At 68.2% G+C, this 19666-nt stretch carries 15 protein-coding genes; 9 read left to right on the top strand and 6 right to left on the bottom strand.

Annotated elements, in window-relative coordinates; translation table 11 throughout:
* Positions 1-107 precede the first annotated feature (107 nt).
* The 3 genes from FHW81_RS26370 (at position 108) to FHW81_RS26360 (ending at position 3458) form a co-directional block, all read left to right on the top strand.
* Positions 108-1082 carry a quinone oxidoreductase family protein gene (locus FHW81_RS26370; protein WP_003097735.1) on the top strand — a complete coding sequence of 325 codons (975 nt, stop codon included), beginning with the start codon at positions 108-110 and terminating at the stop codon, positions 1080-1082.
* 22 nt (positions 1083-1104) lie between these two features.
* Entirely contained in the window at positions 1105-2034 is a 930-nt protein-coding gene (locus tag FHW81_RS26365; RefSeq protein ID WP_023087236.1) for a LysR family transcriptional regulator, read from the top strand.
* Between the two features lie 182 nt (positions 2035-2216).
* Entirely contained in the window at positions 2217-3458 is a 1242-nt protein-coding gene (locus FHW81_RS26360) for a dienelactone hydrolase family protein (RefSeq protein ID WP_003113399.1), read from the top strand.
* A gap of 7 nt (positions 3459-3465) precedes the next feature.
* Here the strand turns inward: FHW81_RS26360 and FHW81_RS26355 are convergent, their stop codons facing one another.
* From FHW81_RS26355 to tssI, 4 genes are all read right to left on the bottom strand, one after another.
* Complete coding sequence (locus tag FHW81_RS26355; RefSeq protein WP_003090528.1) at positions 3466-4428, bottom strand: threo-3-hydroxy-L-aspartate ammonia-lyase; 963 nt, start codon at positions 4426-4428, stop codon at positions 3466-3468.
* 162 nt (positions 4429-4590) lie between these two features.
* Positions 4591-4782, bottom strand: coding sequence for a hypothetical protein (locus tag FHW81_RS26350; RefSeq protein WP_003090543.1), 192 nt, complete (start codon positions 4780-4782; stop codon positions 4591-4593).
* On the bottom strand, positions 4779-8732 hold the full coding sequence (gene tse5, locus FHW81_RS26345) for a type VI secretion system effector Tse5 (RefSeq protein ID WP_023087235.1): 3954 nt from the start codon (positions 8730-8732) through the stop codon (positions 4779-4781). The genes FHW81_RS26350 and tse5 overlap by 4 nt, the downstream gene beginning before the upstream one ends.
* A gap of 49 nt (positions 8733-8781) precedes the next feature.
* A complete protein-coding gene (gene tssI / locus FHW81_RS26340) occupies positions 8782-10851 on the bottom strand; it encodes a type VI secretion system tip protein TssI/VgrG (RefSeq protein ID WP_003113401.1) in 2070 nt (689 codons plus the stop codon).
* Positions 10852-11116: 265 nt separating this feature from the next.
* On the opposite strand from tssI, the gene FHW81_RS26335 reads away from it, so the two are divergent.
* The 4 genes from FHW81_RS26335 (at position 11117) to pfeE (ending at position 16446) form a co-directional block, all read left to right on the top strand.
* Complete coding sequence (locus tag FHW81_RS26335; protein WP_003101494.1) at positions 11117-11833, top strand: response regulator transcription factor; 717 nt, start codon at positions 11117-11119, stop codon at positions 11831-11833.
* On the top strand, positions 11833-13173 hold the full coding sequence (pfeS, locus tag FHW81_RS26330) for a two-component system sensor histidine kinase PfeS (protein WP_023122062.1): 1341 nt from the start codon (positions 11833-11835) through the stop codon (positions 13171-13173). The genes FHW81_RS26335 and pfeS overlap by 1 nt, the downstream gene beginning before the upstream one ends.
* 98 nt (positions 13174-13271) lie before the next feature.
* The gene (gene pfeA / locus FHW81_RS26325; protein WP_023122061.1) at positions 13272-15512 is read left to right on the top strand and encodes a siderophore enterobactin receptor PfeA; all 2241 of its coding nucleotides are present in this window, start codon (positions 13272-13274) and stop codon (positions 15510-15512) included.
* A 19-nt stretch (positions 15513-15531) separates the two neighbouring features.
* Entirely contained in the window at positions 15532-16446 is a 915-nt protein-coding gene (gene pfeE / locus FHW81_RS26320) for a ferric enterobactin esterase PfeE (protein ID WP_023122060.1), read from the top strand.
* A gap of 158 nt (positions 16447-16604) precedes the next feature.
* Here the strand turns inward: pfeE and FHW81_RS26315 are convergent, their stop codons facing one another.
* Positions 16605-17810: an NAD(P)/FAD-dependent oxidoreductase gene (locus FHW81_RS26315; RefSeq protein ID WP_003122579.1), complete on the bottom strand. Its 1206-nt coding sequence runs from the start codon at positions 17808-17810 to the stop codon at positions 16605-16607.
* A 268-nt stretch (positions 17811-18078) separates the two neighbouring features.
* On the opposite strand from FHW81_RS26315, the gene FHW81_RS26310 reads away from it, so the two are divergent.
* Positions 18079-18603 carry an RrF2 family transcriptional regulator gene (locus FHW81_RS26310; protein ID WP_003090553.1) on the top strand — a complete coding sequence of 175 codons (525 nt, stop codon included), beginning with the start codon at positions 18079-18081 and terminating at the stop codon, positions 18601-18603.
* Between the two features lie 170 nt (positions 18604-18773).
* The gene (locus tag FHW81_RS26305) at positions 18774-19274 is read left to right on the top strand and encodes an acyl-CoA thioesterase (RefSeq protein WP_003090555.1); all 501 of its coding nucleotides are present in this window, start codon (positions 18774-18776) and stop codon (positions 19272-19274) included.
* 27 nt (positions 19275-19301) lie between these two features.
* On the opposite strand, the gene FHW81_RS26300 is transcribed toward FHW81_RS26305, so the two are convergent.
* The gene (locus FHW81_RS26300; RefSeq protein WP_003101499.1) at positions 19302-19628 is read right to left on the bottom strand and encodes a thioredoxin family protein; all 327 of its coding nucleotides are present in this window, start codon (positions 19626-19628) and stop codon (positions 19302-19304) included.
* Positions 19629-19666 lie beyond the last annotated feature (38 nt).

Raw genomic sequence — 19666 nt, 5'->3', positions numbered from 1 at the left:
TCTCACTACTGCATGCGGTGCAGCAATAAACTGCAAAGAACCTACCTGGTCATCCCCGGATGCTTCATTAGACTGCCGGAACGACGAACGCAGCCAAGGAGACCGCCATGCCCAGTCGCATCACCCTCAACGCAAACGGAGGCCCCGAGGTCCTGCGCCTGGAGCAAGTCCAGGCGCAGCAACCGGGCCCCGGCGAGGTCTGGCTGGAGCAGGCCGCCATCGGCGTCAATCCGCTGGACCTCGGCCAGCGCTCGGGAGCGGTACCGATTCCGCTGCCGTCCGGCCTCGGCCTGGAAGGCGCCGGAGTGGTCGCCGCGCTGGGTCCGGGAGTCTCCGGACTGGCGCCGGGCGACCGCGTCGCCTATGCCACCGGCCCGCTGGGCGCCTATGCCAGCGCCCGGCTCTACCCCGCCGAGCGCTTGCTGAAGCTGCCCGACACACTCGCTTTCGAGGACGCGGCGGCGCTGCTGTTCAAGGGCATCACCGCGCACTACCTGCTGCACGCCACCTACCCCGTCGGGCCCGGCACACGCATCCTGCTGTACGGCGCGGCGGGCGCCGTCGGCCAGTTGATGGCGGCCTGGGCCCGGCACCTGGGCGCCTGGGTGATCGGCGTGGTGTCGAAGGCGGAAAGCGTCGAGCGGGCCAGGGCTGCCGGCTGCGACGAGGTGCTGGTGTTCGACGCGGCCAGTCTCGCCGCCCAGGTCGCCGAGCTGACCGCCGGGCGCAAGGTCGATGTGGTCTACGACCCCATCGGTCGCGCTACCTTCGAGGCATCCCTGAACAGCTTGCGTCCGCGCGGCCTGCTGGTGTCCTTCGGCGCTACCTCCGGCGTGCCGCCAGCCGTCGAAGTCGCCACCCTCAACGCCAAGGGTTCGCTGTTCCTCACCCGTCCCTCGCTCGCCGCCCACACCGCCAACCCGGAGGAATACCGGCTACGCGCGCAGGCTGTGCTGCGCGCCCATGCAGACGGTGTCATCCAGCCCCGGGTCTGGCGGCGCTACCCGCTGGCCGAGGCGGCCGTGGCGCATACCGATCTGCTGGAGGGACGCTCGCAAGGCGCGCTGGTACTCTTGCCCTGACCCACTCGCAAGAGGCGCATGCATGCAACCGTTCGACAGCCGGCAGGCCGATGAAGTCGCCACGCTCCTGGCCCTGGCCGAGCACGGTTCGTTCGCCGCCGCCGGCCGCGCCCTGCAACGACATCCCTCGGTGCTCTCGAAGCGGCTCGGCGCACTGGAGCGTCGCCTCGGCATCCGCCTGGTCGAACGCACCACCCGGCAACTGCGCTTCACCGATGAAGGCGAGCGCCTGGCGAGCCGCTTCCGCCAGGCCGTCGACCTGCTCGACGAGGCCGAGCACGAAGCCAGCCTGGGCGCCGCGCAACTGCGCGGACGCCTGCGCATCGCCCTGCCGTCGGCGATGGGCCGGCTCTGGCTCGGTCCGCTGCTGGCGGAGTTCGCCCTGGCGCATCCGCAGGTGGTGCTGGAAACCGACTATTCGGAGCGCTTCGTCGACATCATCGCGGAAGGCTTCGACCTCGCGATCCGGGTCGGCGAACTGGCCGACAGCCGCCTGGTGGCCAGGCGGCTGTGCGCCCATCGGCGCATCCTCGGTGCCGCTCCCGACTACCTGGAGCGGCATGGGGTACCGCGTATCCCGGCCGACCTGGCGGCACACAACTGCCTCGGCTTCAGCGGACTGCACTCGTACCCGGAATGGAAGCTGACCCGCCAGGACGAACAGCGGCCCGTGCGGGTACGCGGCTCGATGGTCAGCAACGACAACGAAGCCCTGCTCTGCGCCGCACGCCAGGGCCTGGGCATCTTCGCCGCCGGCGAGTGGCTGATGAGCCGCGACCTCGAAGCCGGCAGGCTGGTACGGGTGCTGCCGGAGTGGCAACTGGACGCCGACGCCGGCGTCTACCTGGTGCGCCCCTCGGCGCGCTACGCCACGGCGGCGGCCAGCGCGTTCCGCCAATGGGTGGAAGCGCGGTTCGCCGCTGGCCCGCCCTGGCAGCGCCAGCGGGCCTGAGCGGTATCCGCGAGCGGCTCGCCGAGGAGCGCGCCGCCTCCCGCCCCTCGCTCCCGGACAATCCGGATACCCTCCCGCCAGCATGCGGATAGCCAATGACCCGCCGACCGGTTCCTACTAGGCTGGTTCGCTTCGCTTTCCCGTTTTCCCACTCCAACAACAACCCGATGAGGAATCCAGGCATGGGACAGTACGTCAGCATCGCCGCGTCCGACGGCAGCGGCCGGTTCGACGCGTATCTCGCGCTCCCCGCCAGCGGCAAGGGGCCGGGCGTGGTGATCGGTCAGGAAATCTTCGGCGTCAACGCGAACATGCGCGCGGTGGCCGACCTGTACGCCGAAGAGGGCTACGTGGCCCTGGTCCCCGACCTGTTCTGGCGGCTGCAGCCGGGGGTCGACCTGGGCTACGACGAAGCGGCCTTCGCCAAGGCCATCGAGCTGTTCCAGCGCATCGACCTGGACGCCGCGGTGGACGACATCGCCGCCTGTATCGAGCACCTGCGCCAACGCGAGGAGGTGGTCCACGCCGGGATCGGCTTCGTCGGCTTCTGCATGGGCGGCAAGCTGGCCTACCTCGCCGCGACGCGCACCGACGTCTCCTGCTCGGTGGGCTACTACGGCATGGGCATCGAGGCGCTGCTCGACGAGGCGAAACAGATCAAGGGCCGGCTGGTGCTGCATTTCGCCGAACAGGACGCCTACTGCCCGCAGCAGGCCCGCGACGCGATCCTGCCCTGCCTGCGCAACCTGCCCAAGACCGAGTTGTACCTCTACCCCGGCGTCGATCACGCCTTCGCCCGCGTCGGCGGCATGCACTTCGACAAACCGGCCTACCTGATGGCTCACGAACGCAGCATCGCCGCCCTGAAGCGGGAGATCGGGCCGAACTTCGACCTCTCCGCGCTGTGGGACGAGCATGTGCGCCACGAGTTCGATACCCGCGACGTAGCCGCGACCATGGCGACCATGGTCGCCGAGCCCTACGTCAACCATGTCCCGACCCTCACCGGCGGCGTCGGCCAGCGCGAACTGAGCCGCTTCTACCGCCATCACTTCATCCACGGCAACCCGCCGGACATGACCCTCACGCCGATTTCGCGGACGGTGGGGGCGCTGCAGGTGGTCGACGAGTTCGTCATGCGCTTCACCCACAGCTGCGAGATCGACTGGCTGCTGCCCGGCGTCCCACCCACCGGGCGCTTCGTGGAAATCCCCATGCTCGGCGTGGTGCGCTTTCGCGGCGACCGCCTTTACCACGAGCACATCTATTGGGACCAGGCCGGCGTGCTGGTGCAGATCGGCCTGCTCGACCCGCAGGGCCTGCCGGTCGCGGGGGTGGAAAGCGCGCGCAAGCTGCTCGACGAAAGCCTGCCGTCGAACCGCCTGATGGCGCGCTGGGCAGCCAGCGAAGGACTCGGCCTCTAGCGGCCGGCTAGCCGCCGAGCAAGGCGCAGAAACGCGCCAGGTCGACGTTACCGCCGCTGAGCAGGATCCCGACCCGCTTGCCGCGCAATTCGTCCTTGCGCTGGCGGGCGGCGGCCAGGCCGAGGCAACCGGTGGGCTCGACCAGCAGCTTCATCCGCGCGGCGAGGAAGCGCATGCCATCCACCAGTTCGGCGTCGCTGGCGGTGAGGATGTCATCGACGTTGCGCTGGATCAGCGGGAAGGTGAGATTGCCCAAATGCTGGGTCTGGGCGCCATCGGCGAGGGTCTGCGGCGTATCGATATGCACGATGGCGCCGCTGCGCAGCGAACGCTGGCCATCGTTGCCGGCCTCCGGCTCCACCCCGTAGATCCGGCAGGCCGGCGCCAGCGCGCGGATCGCCAGGGCGCAGCCGGAGAGCAAGCCGCCGCCGCCGAGGGGCGCGAAGAAGGCGTCCAGCGGACCGACTTCTTCGAACAGTTCCTTGGCCGCGGTGCCCTGCCCGGCCAGCACGTCGGGGTGATCGTAGGGCGGGATCAGGGTCAGGCCATGGCGCTGCGCCAGGTCGCGGCCGATCTGCTCGCGATCTTCCGTATAGCGGTCATAGAGCACTACCTGCCCGCCGTAGCCACGGGTCGCCTCGATCTTCACCGCCGGCGCGTCGGCCGGCATCACGATGGTCGCCGGGATCCCCAGCAAGCGCGCCGAGAGGGCGATGGCCTGGGCGTGGTTGCCGGAGGAGAACGCCACCACCCCGGCGGCACGCTGCTCGGCGGAAAACCGCGACAGCGCGTTGAAGGCGCCGCGGAACTTGAACGCTCCCATGCGCTGCAGGTTTTCGCATTTGAAGAAGACTTCCGCGCCGAGTTCTTCGTCAAGGGTACGCGAGGACATCACCGGCGTGCGGTTGGCATGCCCGGCGATCCGCGCGGCGGCGGCGATCACATCGTCGTAGGTAGGCAGGTCGTGCATGGTCGGCTCCTCGGACCTTGGCAAAGAAGACAGGCAGGTCGCCAGGTTACCAGGCGAACGCCGCCAGCAGCGCCTGCGCGACAGCATCGGCGGCGGAAGACTGGCGGAGCCATTGACGAAGAGGCCCTGCATGGGTCGATGCTCCGCGATGCCGGGTCGGCCTCACTCGTCCAGGTAGCCGTCCCTGATGCCCTTCGAGCGGCGGTAGAGGTAGAGCCCGAGGCGCAGCACGACGAGCACGCCGAAGAACACCCCGACGGTCACCCAGGTGTTGCCGAAGAACCATTCCAGGCAGACGTAGAGCAACGCCAGCGGTATGCAGACGAGGGTCATCAGCAGGTAATGCTTGATCATTGCGGCGGACACTCCTCTTCTTCGTCCTTCAGTGGGCATTTGACGATCTGCTTGCCCGTCTGCCAGGCGGCCTGGGTGGCCACGGCCTTCTTGATGGTATCGGCATGGGCGGCCTTGCGCGCGGCCAGCTTGGCCGCGCGGTTGGCGGTGTTGGCCGCCTGTCCGGAAAGGGTCCTGATCGCCTTGGCGGACTGCACCACGGTCTTGCCGGTGCTGAGCATGCCCGGCGCCACGGTGCCGATGGCCGCCGAGGCGCCGACGTGTTTCCAGTTGATGTCGATGCACTTCCACTTGATATCGGTGAGGTCGCGATCGCTGTCCCAGTTGTCCTTCATCTGCCCCAGCACCTGCTTGCCGGTCTGCATCCCCAGCTCGATGCCGGCGCCCAGCGCCGCTCCGATCGCGGCGCGGGCGGCGAAGGCGCCGATCACCACCAGCGGGATGATCAGGCCGGTGGGATCGTAGGCCAGCGTGGGCGCGTTCAGCGCGTAGGCATAGGGGTTGGGGCCACCGCCCAGGCCGAGCGGGTCCTGGCTGGCATAGCGCCCGGCTTCCGGCAGGTAGTAACGGTAGCGGTTGTAGTAGAGGCCGCTTTCCTCATCGTGGTACTGCCCCTGGAAGCGGATCGGCTGCGCACCCGGCTGTCGTTCCGGCGCTACCGCCCGCCAGTCGTCCGGAACGCCCTGCCAACGCAGTTGGCCACGTTCGTCGCTCAGCTGCAGGGGGGTACCGAGGTGATCGGTGTGGAAGAAAGCGATCCGCGCCTCGCCCAGCGCCGGCACGCATTGCGCCGGCAGCGGCTGGCCTTCGGCGGCGAACGCCTGGCGCAGTTGCAGCAGCTCCGGGGGATCGGGCTCGCAGGCCTGCTCCAGGCGCAGCAACGGGACGAAACCGCCCGGTTCGTGAACGGTGGTGCGCAGTTCCCGCGCAAAGGCTTCGGCGCATTGGCGATCGCCGTCCCAACCGAAGCGCACCTGCTGCTCGACACCGTCGCGCAGCACCACCTTGGCGATCCGTCGCGACAGCGCGTCGTAGCGGTAGCGCGCCTCCAGCCGCGTGCCGTCGGCGTAATCGCGCGTCAGATGGACCAGGCGCTGCGCGCCGTCGTAGGCCAGGCGCAGGCGCTCGCCGTCGGCGCCGATACGCTCGACCAGGTTGCCCAGCGCATCGAAGCGATAGCGGTTGCCGGCGATCCTCTCCACGCGGTTGCCGGCCCAGCGCGCCGGGCCTTCGCCGGCCTGGCTCGCGCGCGCCTCGGAGCGACTGAAACCGGAGCGGTACAGTTCGTTCTCGGCGAATGCCTGGCGAGCGTCCTCGCGCGCGTACTCGCCGACGCCCTCCAGGCGGTTGCCGGCGGCATCGTAGCGGTAGGTGCTGGCCGCCGCGCCAGCGCGCCGGCTGGCCAGCAGGCGACCGCCGAGGTCGTATTCGTAGCGCACCGACGGATACTGGTTGTCGTCGATGCCGACCAGTTGTCCAAGTCCGTCGTAGCGATAGCCGCGCTGCCAGTCGAAACCGCCGGCCAGACGCAGGCGGCTGCGCTGCAGGCGTCCCAGCGGCGCGTGCTGGCGCTCCTGGGTGAACAACGCGTCATCCTGCCCGTCGCGGCGGGCGTCGCGACGCACCTCACGGTGCAGGGCATCGCGCTCGAAGGCCAGCTCGACCGCACCGACCAGCGCGCCGTGCAGATGACCCGGGCCATAGGTCAGCCAGGCGACCGGCGGCGCGTCGCCGTAGCGGCTGGTCTGGCGCACGCCTAGCGCGTCGTGGCTGTGCTCGACGCTGTAGACCCAACCGTCGGCATGTACCTGGCTTTCCAGGCGCAGGTTACCGACCTCGTCGTACGTGTAGCGCACCTCGCAATCCGCCCCGCCGGCGCTGGCCAGGCGGCCGTCGGCCAACCAGCGGTAACGCTCGACCAGGGCCGGTGCGTGCTCGGTGGCGGGAACCCGGATGCTCGCCAGGCGGCCGTCGCGGTCGTAGGCATAGGTGGTCTCGCGACCGTCGGCATCCTCGCGGGCGATCAGTTCGTCAGCGGCGTTGTAGCGATAGCGTTGGCGACGACCGTCGAAGCCGGTCTCTTCCACCAGACGGTCCAGCAGGTCGTAGCGGAACTGCGCCTGGACGCCGTTCTCGTTGGTCAGGGCGACCAGCCTGCCGGCTTCGTCGTGCAGGTAGGACAATTCGCCGCCGCCGGCGTCGGAAACCCGCGCCAGCAGATCGCCGTGCCCCCAGGAAAACAGCGTGGCGTGCCCCTCGGCATCGGCGATACGGGTCTGCCGCCCAAGGGCGTCGTATTCATAGCTCAGGGCGCTGCCGTCGGCCAATTCCAGGCCGATCAGTTGCCCCAGCGGGTCGTAGCGGCGCCGGGTCAGTTGTCCCAGCGGGTCGCTGCTGGCGACCAAACGTCCTTCGTTGTCGTAGTCGTAACGCCAGACCTGGCCGGAACAATCGGTCAACGCGGCCAACAGGCCGAAGCGGTTCCACTCCAGGCGCCGCTCGCCGCCGCGCGGGTCGACGATTCGCGTCGGCCGGTCGGGCAGGCGCGGGTCTTCGTAGGCGTAGCGGGTGCTGCCGGCCGGGCCGCGCACCGTCGTCGCATTGCCCCGTTCGTCGCGCTCGAAGGTCCAGCGGCGCTGCATCGCGTCCTCCAGCTCGACCAGCAGCCCGGTCTCTTCGTCGACGCGCTTGCGATAGCGCGCCTTGCCCGGCGACTCCTCCTCGAGCATCCGCCCCTGGCCATCGCGCCGGCGCCGCGTCTCCCGTCCCAGCGGATCGCGCATGGCGACCAGGCGGCCGAACAGGTCGTAGTCGAACTCGCTACGGCTGCCGTCGGCCCTGACCAGCGCGGTCCAGCGCCGCTGCCCGCCCTCGCCGGCGAACTCGTAGCGTTCGACGCGGCCGAGGCTGTCGCTGACCTCGGTGGCATCGCGCAGGTAGCGGAAGGTACGGGTCAGGCCGCCCGCCTCGATCTGCTTCACGACCCGCCCGTGCGGAGCATGGACATCCCACTCGTAGCGAACCTCCAGCCCGCCCGGTTCGCCGTGGGCGACCAGCATGTGCTCGCGCCAGGCGAATACCCGGACCACCTGGCCAAGACGGTCGCGCACGGCGATCAGATCGCCGCTGTCGCTGAACTGGTAGCGCACCAGCCAGTCGAGCCCCGGGCTCTGCGGATCGATGTAGTCCGGAGGCGGTCCGTCGTGGCTGGCCAGGATCACGCCGAACAGACGCAGGCCGTCGTCGCCCTCGCTCGGCTCGCAGGCTTGCTGGTAGACCAGCGCATAGCTGCGCCCGGCGCTGTCGCGCACGCCGGTGAGCAGGCCACGTCCGCTCCAGCGGAACTCGGTGCGGTAGCCGGCGCGGCCGAAGCTGGCCTGCAGGCGCCAGATACCGTCGGGGCAACGCTGGAAATGCAGGTAGCTGTGGCCGGACAGCACCAGCACGGAGCCCTCCTGCGTCTGCAGTTCGGCCGGCACCGCCGCCCAGCGCCCGCGCCAGGCCTGCGCTTCGCCGCCGCTCGAACCGCCGCGGCGCAGCCACAGCTCCTCGCTGCCGGAATAATGCTGGGCGCCGGGAGCCAGCGCAGGAAAGCCGATCCGGCGGCCCTGGGCGTCGACCAGCACGCAGGCGTCTTCGCTCAGTTCCAGGTGCATGCTCTCGCCCGGCAGCCACCAGCCCCGGCCGAGCCGGCCGATACGGGGGTTGCTCGACAGGTAGCCACGGGCGAAGGTGAAGGTGTCCGGCGCCGCCAGGGCGAAATCGACCTCTTCCGGCAGCAGCTTGCTGCCGAGCATCGGGTTGACCGGCTTGCCCACCAACGGCACGCAGGCGGACACCCGGTCGGCCAGGCCGACCGCGCTGCTGCCGACGTGCACGGTGGGCGAGCCGGTGGAGATAACCCCTCCCGAGACTTTCTCGCCGACATGGGAAACCGGTAGGCCGCTCATCTATCCATCCTTCCTTGGGAAAAGCCGCGACAGGACATCCGCCCGCCGCTCAACAGTTGATATCGACATTGGGCGAGAGGATCTCGATCTCCCCCGGCGTCAGGCGGATCGTGCTCTGGCCGCAGCGCAAGAGGATCTCGCGGTCGGCGGTCAGCTCGATGCGCTGGCTGCCGAGGGTGATGCTCTGACCGTCCAGGGTGATCTTAGAGCCATCGTCGCTGCCGCCCACGCTCACTTCGTAGCTATCGCCCACCGACAAGGTCTTCTTCTTCATCACCTGGGTGCTCTGGTTCAGCCCGACCACGGTGTTCATCATCATGCCGACGTTCAGGCTGTAGCCGAGCCCGACGTTTTCCATGCGCCCCATGCCGACGTTCTGCAACGAGGCCATGAGGATGGTTTCCGTCTTGTTCATGCCGATCCTGACCGTCTCGTTGCGGTCGACCGTCTTGCTGCGGTTGGCATGCACGGTGATGGTCTCGTTGTTGTCCACGGTCTCGGTGCGATCGTGCTTCACATGCACCGTCTCGTCGTGGTCGATGGTCTTGGTCCGGTCGTGGCCGACCCAGTGGCTCTCGTCGTTCTCGACCTCGATGTCCTGGTTCCTCTCGGCATGGATGAACAACTGCTCGGCGCCCTTCTTGTCCTCCATGCGGATCTCGTTGAAGTTGGCCGGCGTGCCGCCCTTGCTCGAACGGCTCTTGGTGCCGCTCTGGGTAGCGTTCGCCGGCAGCTCGTAGGGCACCGTCTGCTCGGCGTTGTAGACCCGCCCGGTGATGATCGGCCGGTCCGGGTCGCCTTCGAGGAAGCTGACGATCACTTCCTGGCCGATCCGCGGGATCTGGATCGAGCCCCAGTTCTTCCCGGCCCAGGCCTGCGAGACGCGCATCCAGCAGGAGCTGTTCTCGTTGGACTGGTCGTGGCGGTCCCAGTGGAAATGCACCTTGACCCGGCCATACTGGTCGGTCCAGATCTCCTCGCCCTTGGGCCCGACCACCACCGCGGTCTGCGGGCCACGCACCACCGGCACCGGGGTCGACGGCAAGGGGCGGAAAGCCTGGCCGGCGTCGATACAGTCCAGCTCGCTCTCGAACTGCGCGCCGCCCCCGCCATTACCGGTCTCGTAGAGTTCCTGGACTACCCGGTACTCGGCGCCAACCACCAGGTATTCGCGGTTCTGGTCCAGGCGCGGGTAGTTGCTCAGGTGGAACAGATGGCCCGCCCCAATACCCCTGGCGCATCCCCGCAGGCGAACTCGCTCGTACTGGGTCTGGATCGCCTCGATGCGGGTCCGTGCATAGTGTTCGCCGTCCTGACTCTGCACATACTCGCCAGGGTAGTCGTAGAGCGGGTAGTCGGCCGCGGCATGGGCGCGCCCGACATTGGAGCGCACTTCCAGGCGGGTGCCGGGACGCTGGAAGTCGTAGTCGTTGAGGCTCAGCGAGCCGGGCTGGACCTCGCGCGCCATGTGCCAGTCGAAGAAGTGGTCGCGCTCGCGGTGGCCGAGGCTCGGCGGGTAATAGGGCACGCTGGTGTAGCCGGCCGGGCTGTGGTGCGCGCCGTAGGCATCGGAGAGCACCAGGATGTGGCGCTTCTTTTCGTGGCGGAACCAGTAGTAGATGCCTTCCTGCTCCATCAGCCGGCTGACGAAATCGAAGCTGGTCTCGCGGTATTGCACACAGTATTCCCACTCGCGGTAGGAGCGGCTCAGGGCGTCCTCGAAGTCGGAGAAGCCAAGGTCGCGGAACACCTGCTTGATGATGTCCGGGACCTTCTGGTTCTGGAAGATGCGGCAGTCGGAGGTGCGCGTCAGCAGCCACAGCCAGGGCCGCAGGGTGACCTGGTAGCTGGCGAACTGGCCGGCGCCGGCGCCCTGGCTACAGCGCGCGACGATGCCGTGGAAATACCGCCGGCTGCCGCCGGGGAGTTCCAGCGCGAGGCTCATCGGCTTGCCCAACAGGGCATCCAGAGGCAAGGCGGGATTGCTCGAGACCAGTTCGAGCTCGTGGCTGAACAGCCGGCCCAGCTCTTCGCGACCCTCCAGCCGTTGCAGTTGCAGGACCTCGGGTCCCAGCGGGGAGTCCACGTGTACCAGGCGGGTGTGTTGGGAGAACAGCATGGGGAATCTTCCTTGATAGTCACCTGCGGCGGGCGGCCCGAACAACGCGCCAGCAGCGCGCCAGATGATCGTACAACCCAGTGCCGTCGCGAAAGGCTGGCCAATAGCCACGACACTCCTGCCCGCCTCCTGCGGACCCGCCGACCCTAAGCCAGAACCAAAGCCGAAGCAACGACGGCTTTGTCGAAAAGTATTTCCGCTCCGAGCACGCTGCGGCGCATTGGCCCATTGCCCGATACCCGGCAAAAATGAGATATTCACGAACGTGAATCATTCTCATATTTCAATCCCATCTCCCCGCCTGCTGCTGGTCGAAGACGACCCGCGCCTACGCGAGGATCTCGACGCGCATTTCCGCCGGCGCGGCTTCCGCGTAACCGTCTGCGGCGATGGCTCGCACGGACTGGAAGCCGCCGGGCGCGAAGCGTTCGACCTGGTGTTGCTGGACATCATGCTACCCGGCCTCGACGGCCTGGCCCTGCTGGAGTCGCTGCGCCGCGAGCAGGCCACGCCGGTGATGCTGATGTCGGCCCTGGGCGCCGAACAGGATCGCATCAGCGGCTTCACCCGCGGCGCCGACGACTACCTGCCGAAGCCGTTCAGCCTGGCCGAGCTGGATGCCCGCACCGACGCCCTGCTGCGCCGCGTACGACTGGACCGCCTACCGTCGGCGCAGCGGCGGGATACCCGGCTGGTGTTCGACGACCAGGCCCAGGATGTGCTCCACCAGGGCCTTCCGGCGGGGCTGACGCCATCCGAGTACCGCCTCCTGGCGACGCTCCGCGAACACGCTGGCGAGGCGCTGAGCAAGCCGTTCCTCTACCGGAGCGTGCTGCACCGCAGCTACACGCGCCTCGACCGCGGTCTCGACGTGCACGTCTGCAACCTGCGGCGCAAACTCGCCGCGGTCGCCGTCCGTCACCTGCAGATCCAGGCGGTACGCGGCCAGGGCTACCTGCTGGTGGAGACGGAACACCCCTGATGCGCAGGCACCCGCTGTTATGGAAACTGGCGCTGTTGCAGGTCGGCTTCTGCCTGCTGCTGACCTGGCTGATCTACACCTGGGGCCTGTCGGTGGAGCGCAGCACCTACTTCCTCGCCCCGGCCGACCGCAGCTACCTGGCGGACTACGCGCGGCAGGCGGAGGATGCCTGGCGCAGCGAGGGCGCCGCGGGCGCCGAACGCTTCCGCAAGGAACTGTCGGCGAAGGAAGATACCTGGGTGGCGCTGGTCGGACCGTACCTGGAAAGCCTCGGCAGCACGCCGCTAAGCGCCGAGGAGTCGAGCCACCTCACCTTCATGCGCAAGCTCGACTGGCCGATGAGCCGACGCCTGCAGGACGAACTGCCGTACGTCAGCATCGAGTTCCCCGGACATCCCGAGCAGGGCCGGCTGGTAATCCAGTTACCGGAGCGCCTGCTGCCCGGCGGGCTGACCCCCTGGACCCACCTGGTCACCCACGGCATAGTCCCGACCCTGCTGGCCGCCCTGCTCGGCCTGCTGCTCTATCGCCACCTGGTGGTGCCGCTGAACCGCTTGCGCGATCGCGCCGACGCCCTGCGCGCCGACGAACTGGAAAGCACTCCCCTCGCCGCACCGCTGGCGGCCCGCCGCGACGAACTGGGCGAGCTGGCCCAGGCCCTGGAGCACATGGCCGAGCGCCTGCGCCTGAGTCTCGCCCAGCAGCGCCTGCTGCTGCGCACCCTGTCCCACGAACTGCGCACGCCGCTGGCGCGCCTGCGCATCGCCCACGACAGCGAGCTACCGCCGGAACAGTTGCGCCAGCGCCTGGATCGCGAAATCGGCGACATGCAACGACTGCTGGAAGACACCCTCGACCTCGCCTGGATGGACACCGAGCGCCCGCAACTGCCCACCGAGCCGGTGCTGGCGCTGTCGGTGTGGGAAGCGCTGCGCGATGACGCCTGTTTCGAAAGCGGCTGGGACCCGGCGCGGCTACCCTGCCGCTTGGGCGTCGACTGTCGCGTCGAGGTACATCTGGACAGCCTGGCCCAGGCCATGGAAAACCTCCTGCGCAACGCCATCCGTCACTCGCCCGAGGACGGCACGGTCAGCCTCGACGGCGAGCGCGAGGGCGACTTCTGGCACCTGCGCCTGCAGGACCAGGGCCCTGGCGTGGCGGAAGACCAGTTGGAACGCATCTTCCTCCCCTACCAGCGCCTGGACGATAGCGCCGGCGAAGGTTTCGGCCTCGGCCTGGCGATCGCCCGGCGCGCCATCGAGCTACAGGGCGGCCGGCTCTGGGCCAGCAACGGCAAGCCCGGATTGTGCCTGCACCTGTGGCTGCCGGCGGCCGCCTGAGGGCGAAGTGTTTAGAAAGTTAATGCGCTTTACTCTCAAATAACAATCAATATCATTTGTGATCTCTTGCATTTCGCTGCATTGCCCGGAGATCACCGATGTCCTCACGCGCCCTTCCCGCCGTTCCCTTCCTGCTGCTGTCCAGTTGCCTGCTCGCCAACGCCGTACACGCCGCCGGCCAGGGCGACGGCTCCGTCATCGAGCTGGGCGAGCAGACCGTGGTCGCCACCGCCCAGGAGGAAACCAAGCAGGCGCCGGGGGTTTCCATCATCACCGCCGAGGACATCGCCAAGCGACCGCCGAGCAACGACCTGTCGCAGATCATCCGGACCATGCCGGGGGTCAACCTGACCGGCAACAGCTCCAGCGGCCAGCGTGGAAACAACCGGCAGATCGACATCCGCGGCATGGGCCCGGAGAACACCCTGATCCTGGTCGACGGCAAGCCGGTCAGCTCGCGCAACTCGGTGCGCTACGGCTGGCGCGGCGAGCGCGACAGCCGCGGCGACACCAACTGGGTGCCGGCCGACCAGGTCGAGCGCATCGAAGTGATCCGCGGCCCGGCGGCGGCGCGCTACGGCAACGGCGCGGCGGGCGGCGTGGTGAACATCATCACCAAGCAGGCCGGCGCGGAAACCCACGGTAATCTCAGCGTCTACAGCAATTTCCCGCAACACAAGGCCGAAGGCGCCAGCGAACGGATGAGCTTCGGTCTCAACGGGCCGCTCACGGAAAACCTCAGCTACCGCGTCTACGGCAACATCGCCAAGACCGACTCGGACGACTGGGACATCAACGCCGGCCACGAATCCAACCGTACCGGCAAGCAGGCCGGCACCCTCCCCGCCGGTCGCGAAGGCGTGCGCAACAAGGACATCGACGGGCTGCTCAGCTGGCGCCTGACGCCCGAGCAGACCCTCGAGTTCGAGGCCGGCTTCAGCCGCCAGGGCAACATCTACACCGGCGACACGCAGAACACCAACAGCAACAACTACGTGAAGCAGATGCTCGGCCACGAGACCAACCGCATGTACCGCGAGACCTACTCGGTCACCCATCGCGGCGAATGGGACTTCGGCAGCTCGCTGGCCTACCTGCAGTACGAGAAGACCCGCAACAGCCGGATCAACGAAGGCCTGGCCGGCGGCACCGAAGGTATCTTCGACCCCAACAACGCCGGCTTCTACACCGCCACCCTGCGCGACCTGACCGCCCACGGCGAGGTCAACCTGCCGCTGCACCTGGGCTACGAGCAGACCCTGACCCTCGGCAGCGAGTGGACCGAGCAGAAGCTCGACGACCCCAGCTCCAACACCCAGAACACCGAGGAAGGCGGCTCGATCCCCGGTCTCGCCGGAAAGAACCGCAGCAGCAGTTCCTCAGCGCGGATCTTCTCGCTGTTCGCCGAGGACAACATCGAGCTGATGCCCGGCACCATGCTCACCCCAGGCCTGCGCTGGGACCACCACGACATCGTCGGCGACAACTGGAGCCCATCGCTGAACCTGTCCCACGCGCTCACCGAGCGGGTCACCCTGAAGGCCGGTATCGCCCGCGCCTACAAGGCCCCCAACCTGTACCAGCTGAACCCCGACTACCTGCTCTACAGCCGTGGCCAGGGTTGCTACGGGCAAAGCACCAGTTGCTACCTGCGCGGCAACGACGGCCTCAAGGCCGAGACCAGCATGAACAAGGAACTGGGCATCGAGTACAGCCACGACGGCCTGGTAGCGGGGCTGACCTACTTCCGCAACGACTACAAGAACAAGATCGAATCCGGCCTGTCACCGGTCGACCACGCCAGCGGCGGCAAGGGCGACTACGCCAACGCGGCGATCTACCAGTGGGAGAACGTGCCCAAGGCGGTGGTCGAGGGCCTCGAAGGCACCCTGACCCTGCCCCTGGCCGACGGCCTGAAGTGGAGCAACAACTTCACCTACATGCTGCAATCGAAGAACAAGGAAACCGGCGACGTGCTCTCGGTGACGCCGCGCTACACCCTCAACTCGATGCTCGACTGGCAGGCCACCGACGACCTCTCGCTGCAAGCCACGGTCACCTGGTACGGCAAGCAGAAGCCGAAGAAATACGACTATCACGGCGACCGTGTCACCGGCAGCGCCAACGACCAGCTCTCGCCCTACGCCATCGCCGGCCTCGGCGGCACCTATCGGTTGAGCAAGAACCTGAGCCTCGGCGCCGGCGTCGACAACCTGTTCGACAAGCGCCTGTTCCGCGCCGGCAATGCCCAGGGCGTGGTCGGCATCGACGGGGCCGGCGCGGCGACCTACAACGAGCCCGGACGGACCTTCTATACCAGCCTGACCGCGTCGTTCTGAGCCATAACGAGAAAGCCTGATGAGAACCTCCCTGCTCGTCGCCGCCCTGGGCCTCGCCCTGGCGGCGGCCCTGCCCGGCGGCGCGCCGCTGGCGCAACCGGACCCCGAGGCGACCATGGACCGCAGCCTGCTGCAACGCCAGGACCTGCCCTATCGCTTCAGCGCCGTGGACCTGGACTCCGTCGATGGCCAGCGGCATTACCGGCTGTGGCTCGGCCGACCGCTGCAGGCACCGCCCGCCGCCGGCTACCCGGTGGTCTGGATGCTCGACGGCAACGCCGCCGTCGGCGCCCTCGACGCGTCCACCCTGAGACGCCTGGCCGACGGCGACGCACCGCTGCTGGTCGCCATCGGCTACCGCACGCCGCTGCGCATCGACCGCGCCGGGCGTACCTTCGACTACACCCCGGCGAGTCCCGGCCAGGCCGATCAGCGCGACCCGCTCAACGGCCTGCCCAGCGGCGGCGCCGACGCCTTCCTCGACCTGCTGCGCGACGGCATGCGCCCGGCCGTGGCGGCGCAGGCGCCCCTGGACACTGCGCGACAAACCCTCTGGGGACACTCCTACGGCGGCTTGTTGGTGCTCCACGCACTGTTCACCCGTCCCGGCGAGTTCGCCCTCTACGCCGCGGCCAGCCCGTCGCTGTGGTGGCGCGACGGGGCGATCCTCGGCGAGCGAGCGGGGCTCGAACAGCGCCTGCGCGGAAAGCGCGCGGAACTCCTGCTCTGGCGCGGCAGCGCCGAACCGGCCAGCCCGCGCGGCTCGCTGAAAGCCGAGCCGGGCCAGGCGATGGCGCGGCTGGTAGATGACCTGCACCGGGTTGCCGGGCTCACGCTGGACTTCCAGCCGCTCGACGGCCTGGGTCATGGCGAAACGCTGGGGGCCTCGTTGCGCCTTCTGCTCGCCCGTCCGGCGGTGGAACGCCAGCGCTGAAGACGCACGCTCCCAAGAGAACCGAGGCAACGGCGGATAACCGCTTCGCGGTTATTCGCCCTACCGGAAGCCAGGCATCCGCGCGCCGCTGCATCCCTCTACGCTGCACGGCATCCTCTCCCGCCTGCGGGAGAGGGTTGGGGTGAGGGAAAATCGCCCTACGCCACCACCGGAATCAGCGGGTCGGCCGCCGCCAGCGCCACGGCGCGGTCCGCCGCCGGCGGGTAGATCCACACGCCATTGATCTCGGTCTTGATCTTCTTGCCCTCCTCGCGCACGAACCGTACCTGGCGGTCCCAGCCCTCGGTGAACACCGCGCCCCAGCCGCCGAGGTCGAGACAGGTCACGTACTTCACCTGGCTGTAGGGAATCGGCTCGACGCCGAGCAGGTCGGCAGCCACGTTATTGCCGGCCGAGCGACCCAGGGCGATGGCGTGCTGGCAGGTCATCAGGGCATGGTTGCCGAGGTCGTCGGTAGCCGCGCGGGCCACGTCGCCGGTGGCGTAGACATCGTCGAGACCGAGCACCTTGAGGTTGCGGTCGACATGCAGGCGACCCTGGGCATCGCGCTCGCCCGGAATCTGCCCGGTCAGGGTGCTGGCCCGCACGCCCACGGTCCAGACCACGGTCTTCGCCTCGATCCGCTGGCCGTCGTCGAGCGTCACGCCCTCGGCATCCACCGCCGCCACCGAACGCCCCAGGCACCACTCCACGCCCAGTTCCGCCGAGGCCTCGGCGATCAAGCCGCTCAGGTCCGCGCCCATCGATGCGCCGATGGCGGCGCCGCGGTCGACCACGATCACTCGCAGCGCCGCTTTCTCGCCGAGGATCGCCCGCAGGCGCGCCGGCATCTCGGTGGCGGTCTCGATGCCGGTGAAGCCGCCGCCGGCGACCACCACGGTGTTGCGTGCCGGTGAATCCGGCAAGTCGCGCAGGGCATGCAGGTGTGCCTCTAGGCGCAGGGCGTCTTCCAACTGGTCGACATCGAAGGCAGCGTCGATGCCGACGACACTCGCCGGACGCCACACGCCGCTGCCGGCCGCCAGCACCAGGCGGTCGTAGTCCAGTTGCGCCAGCGTGCCCTCGGCATCGCGGTACTCCACCCACTTGCCGGCCACGTCGATGCGCTGCGCGCTGCCCTGCACGAAACGCACGCCGACCGCGGCGAACAATTCGCCCAGCGGCGCCGCCATGCGCTGCACGTCAGGCTCGTAGAAACGCGGGCGGATGCGCAGCTCGGGCTGCGGCGCGAGCACCGCGACCTCGACGTCGTCGCGGCCCTGGCGGTCGAGCTGGCGCACTGCGCTCAGCGCGCTCCACATGCCGGCGAATCCGGCACCGACGATCAGGATACGTTGTTTCATTGGGGGCTCCTGGAGGGAAAGGACGGGATATCCGGAGAAAAGCCTCTCCGTAACTACGACTATATTTGTCGTAGTTAAGAAGATCAATCCCCGAAAAGCGTTCCGACAGGCAATCGCCCCTCGCCGTGAAAGAGAGGAAAAGACGTCGAAAACATACGAAAAGGATCGGAGATAGAGCGCTTCGAGGCGGAAGACAGCGAACGACCTGTCCTTGTGAGCGACCTGAAAACCGCGCAGAATATTGCGAATATTTCTATCGGAGTTAGTGATGGCTCTCTATAGCGCCGGCGTCGAATACGGCATCCACTGCCTGTTGTTCCTCGCCGACGAGAAAGGCGACAGCCGCGAGTCCAGCGTACGCACCCTCGCCGAGTTGCAGGGCGTGCCGCCGGAACTGCTGGCCAAGGTCTTCACCCGCCTGGCCAAGGCCGGCCTGGTGGCTGCCACCGAAGGCGTGCGCGGTGGCTTCCGCCTGGCACGGCCGGCCAACGAAATCAGCGTGCTCGACGTGGTCCGCGCCATCGACGGCGACAAATCGATCTTCGAATGCCGCGAGGTCCGCGAGCGCTGCGCGATCTTCGAAGGCAACCCGCCTTCCTGGGCGACCCGCAACACCTGCTCGATCCACGCGGTGATGCTCACCGCGCAGAAGCGCATGGAAGAAGCGCTGGCCCAGCAGACCATCCTCGACCTGGTACGCCGGGTGGGGCGTATCGCGCCACCGGAGTTCGGCGAAGAAGTGCTGCGCTGGATGGATGCCAGCCGGGAAGGACGCGGCGGCTCCCGCGACTAGCCCTTGGCGCATACGGAGCGGCGCCGCAAGCCCGTTTCGCGGAAAACACCATTGTCGACTGCGGTGCTAATCGCGCCGGCGTTTCTCCCTACCCTATCGCCAGAGGCCGCCGCAGAGCGGCCGCCGGCCCACTGCAATGGCCCGTGACCAACTTGCGTGATAGGTGAACGATGGAACCTGGCAGCTACCAACTGACCATGAGCGTGCTCATGACCCCCGACAAGGCGAACTTCTCCGGCAACGTCCACGGCGGCGCGCTGCTCAAGCTCCTCGACGAAGTGGCCTTTGCCTGCGCCAAGCGCTACGCCGGACGCTACGTGGTGACCCTGTCGGTGGATCAGGTGATCTTCCGCGAGCCGATCCATGTCGGCGAACTGGTGACCTTCCTCGCCTCGGTGAACTACACCGGGCGCACTTCGATGGAGGTCGGGGTGAAGGTGATGACCGAGAACATCCACGAGCGCACCGTGCGCCATACCAACAGTTGCTTCTTCACCATGGTGGCGATGGACGACCAGCGCCGGCCGGTGGCGGTGCGTCCGCTGGAACCGGAGACCGCGATCGAGAAACGCCGCTACGCCCAGGCCCTGGCCCGGCGCGAGCAGCGCAAGCTGATGGAACTGCGCTACCAGGAGATCCGCGAACAGGTGGATCACGCGATGCCGGCCTGAACGCCGCCCGGCCCGCGGGCCGGGTCCTCAGCCCTCGCCGACCAGGCTCTCGAACGCTTCTTCCAGCACGCTGGCGCTGCCGGGGCGGACCACCCGCGCCACCTCCCGGCCGTCGCGAAGAAAGACGAAGGTCGGCCACAGCTTGACCTGGAACGAGCGCCCCAGGCGGCGCCCGGGACCGTCCTCGACCTTCAGGTGGCCGACCTCCGGGTAGTCGCTGAATACTTCCGCCAGCAGCGGCTGGGCGGCCTGGCAATGGCCGCACCAGTCGGTACCGAACTCCACCAGCGTCGGACCGGCGAGCCGGTCCAGTTCGTCGCGCGCCGGTGCCTCGGCGCTGTATCGGGTCTTCATACGCTGCTTCTCCATGAGCTTGGCTGACAGGACGGCAG

Origin of the sequence: Pseudomonas sp. RC10-4-2, assembly GCF_050433085.1 — a bacterium.
GTDB classification, from domain to species: Bacteria; Pseudomonadota; Gammaproteobacteria; order Pseudomonadales; family Pseudomonadaceae; genus Pseudomonas; species Pseudomonas aeruginosa.
This window is presented reverse-complemented; position numbering and strand designations above follow the sequence as displayed.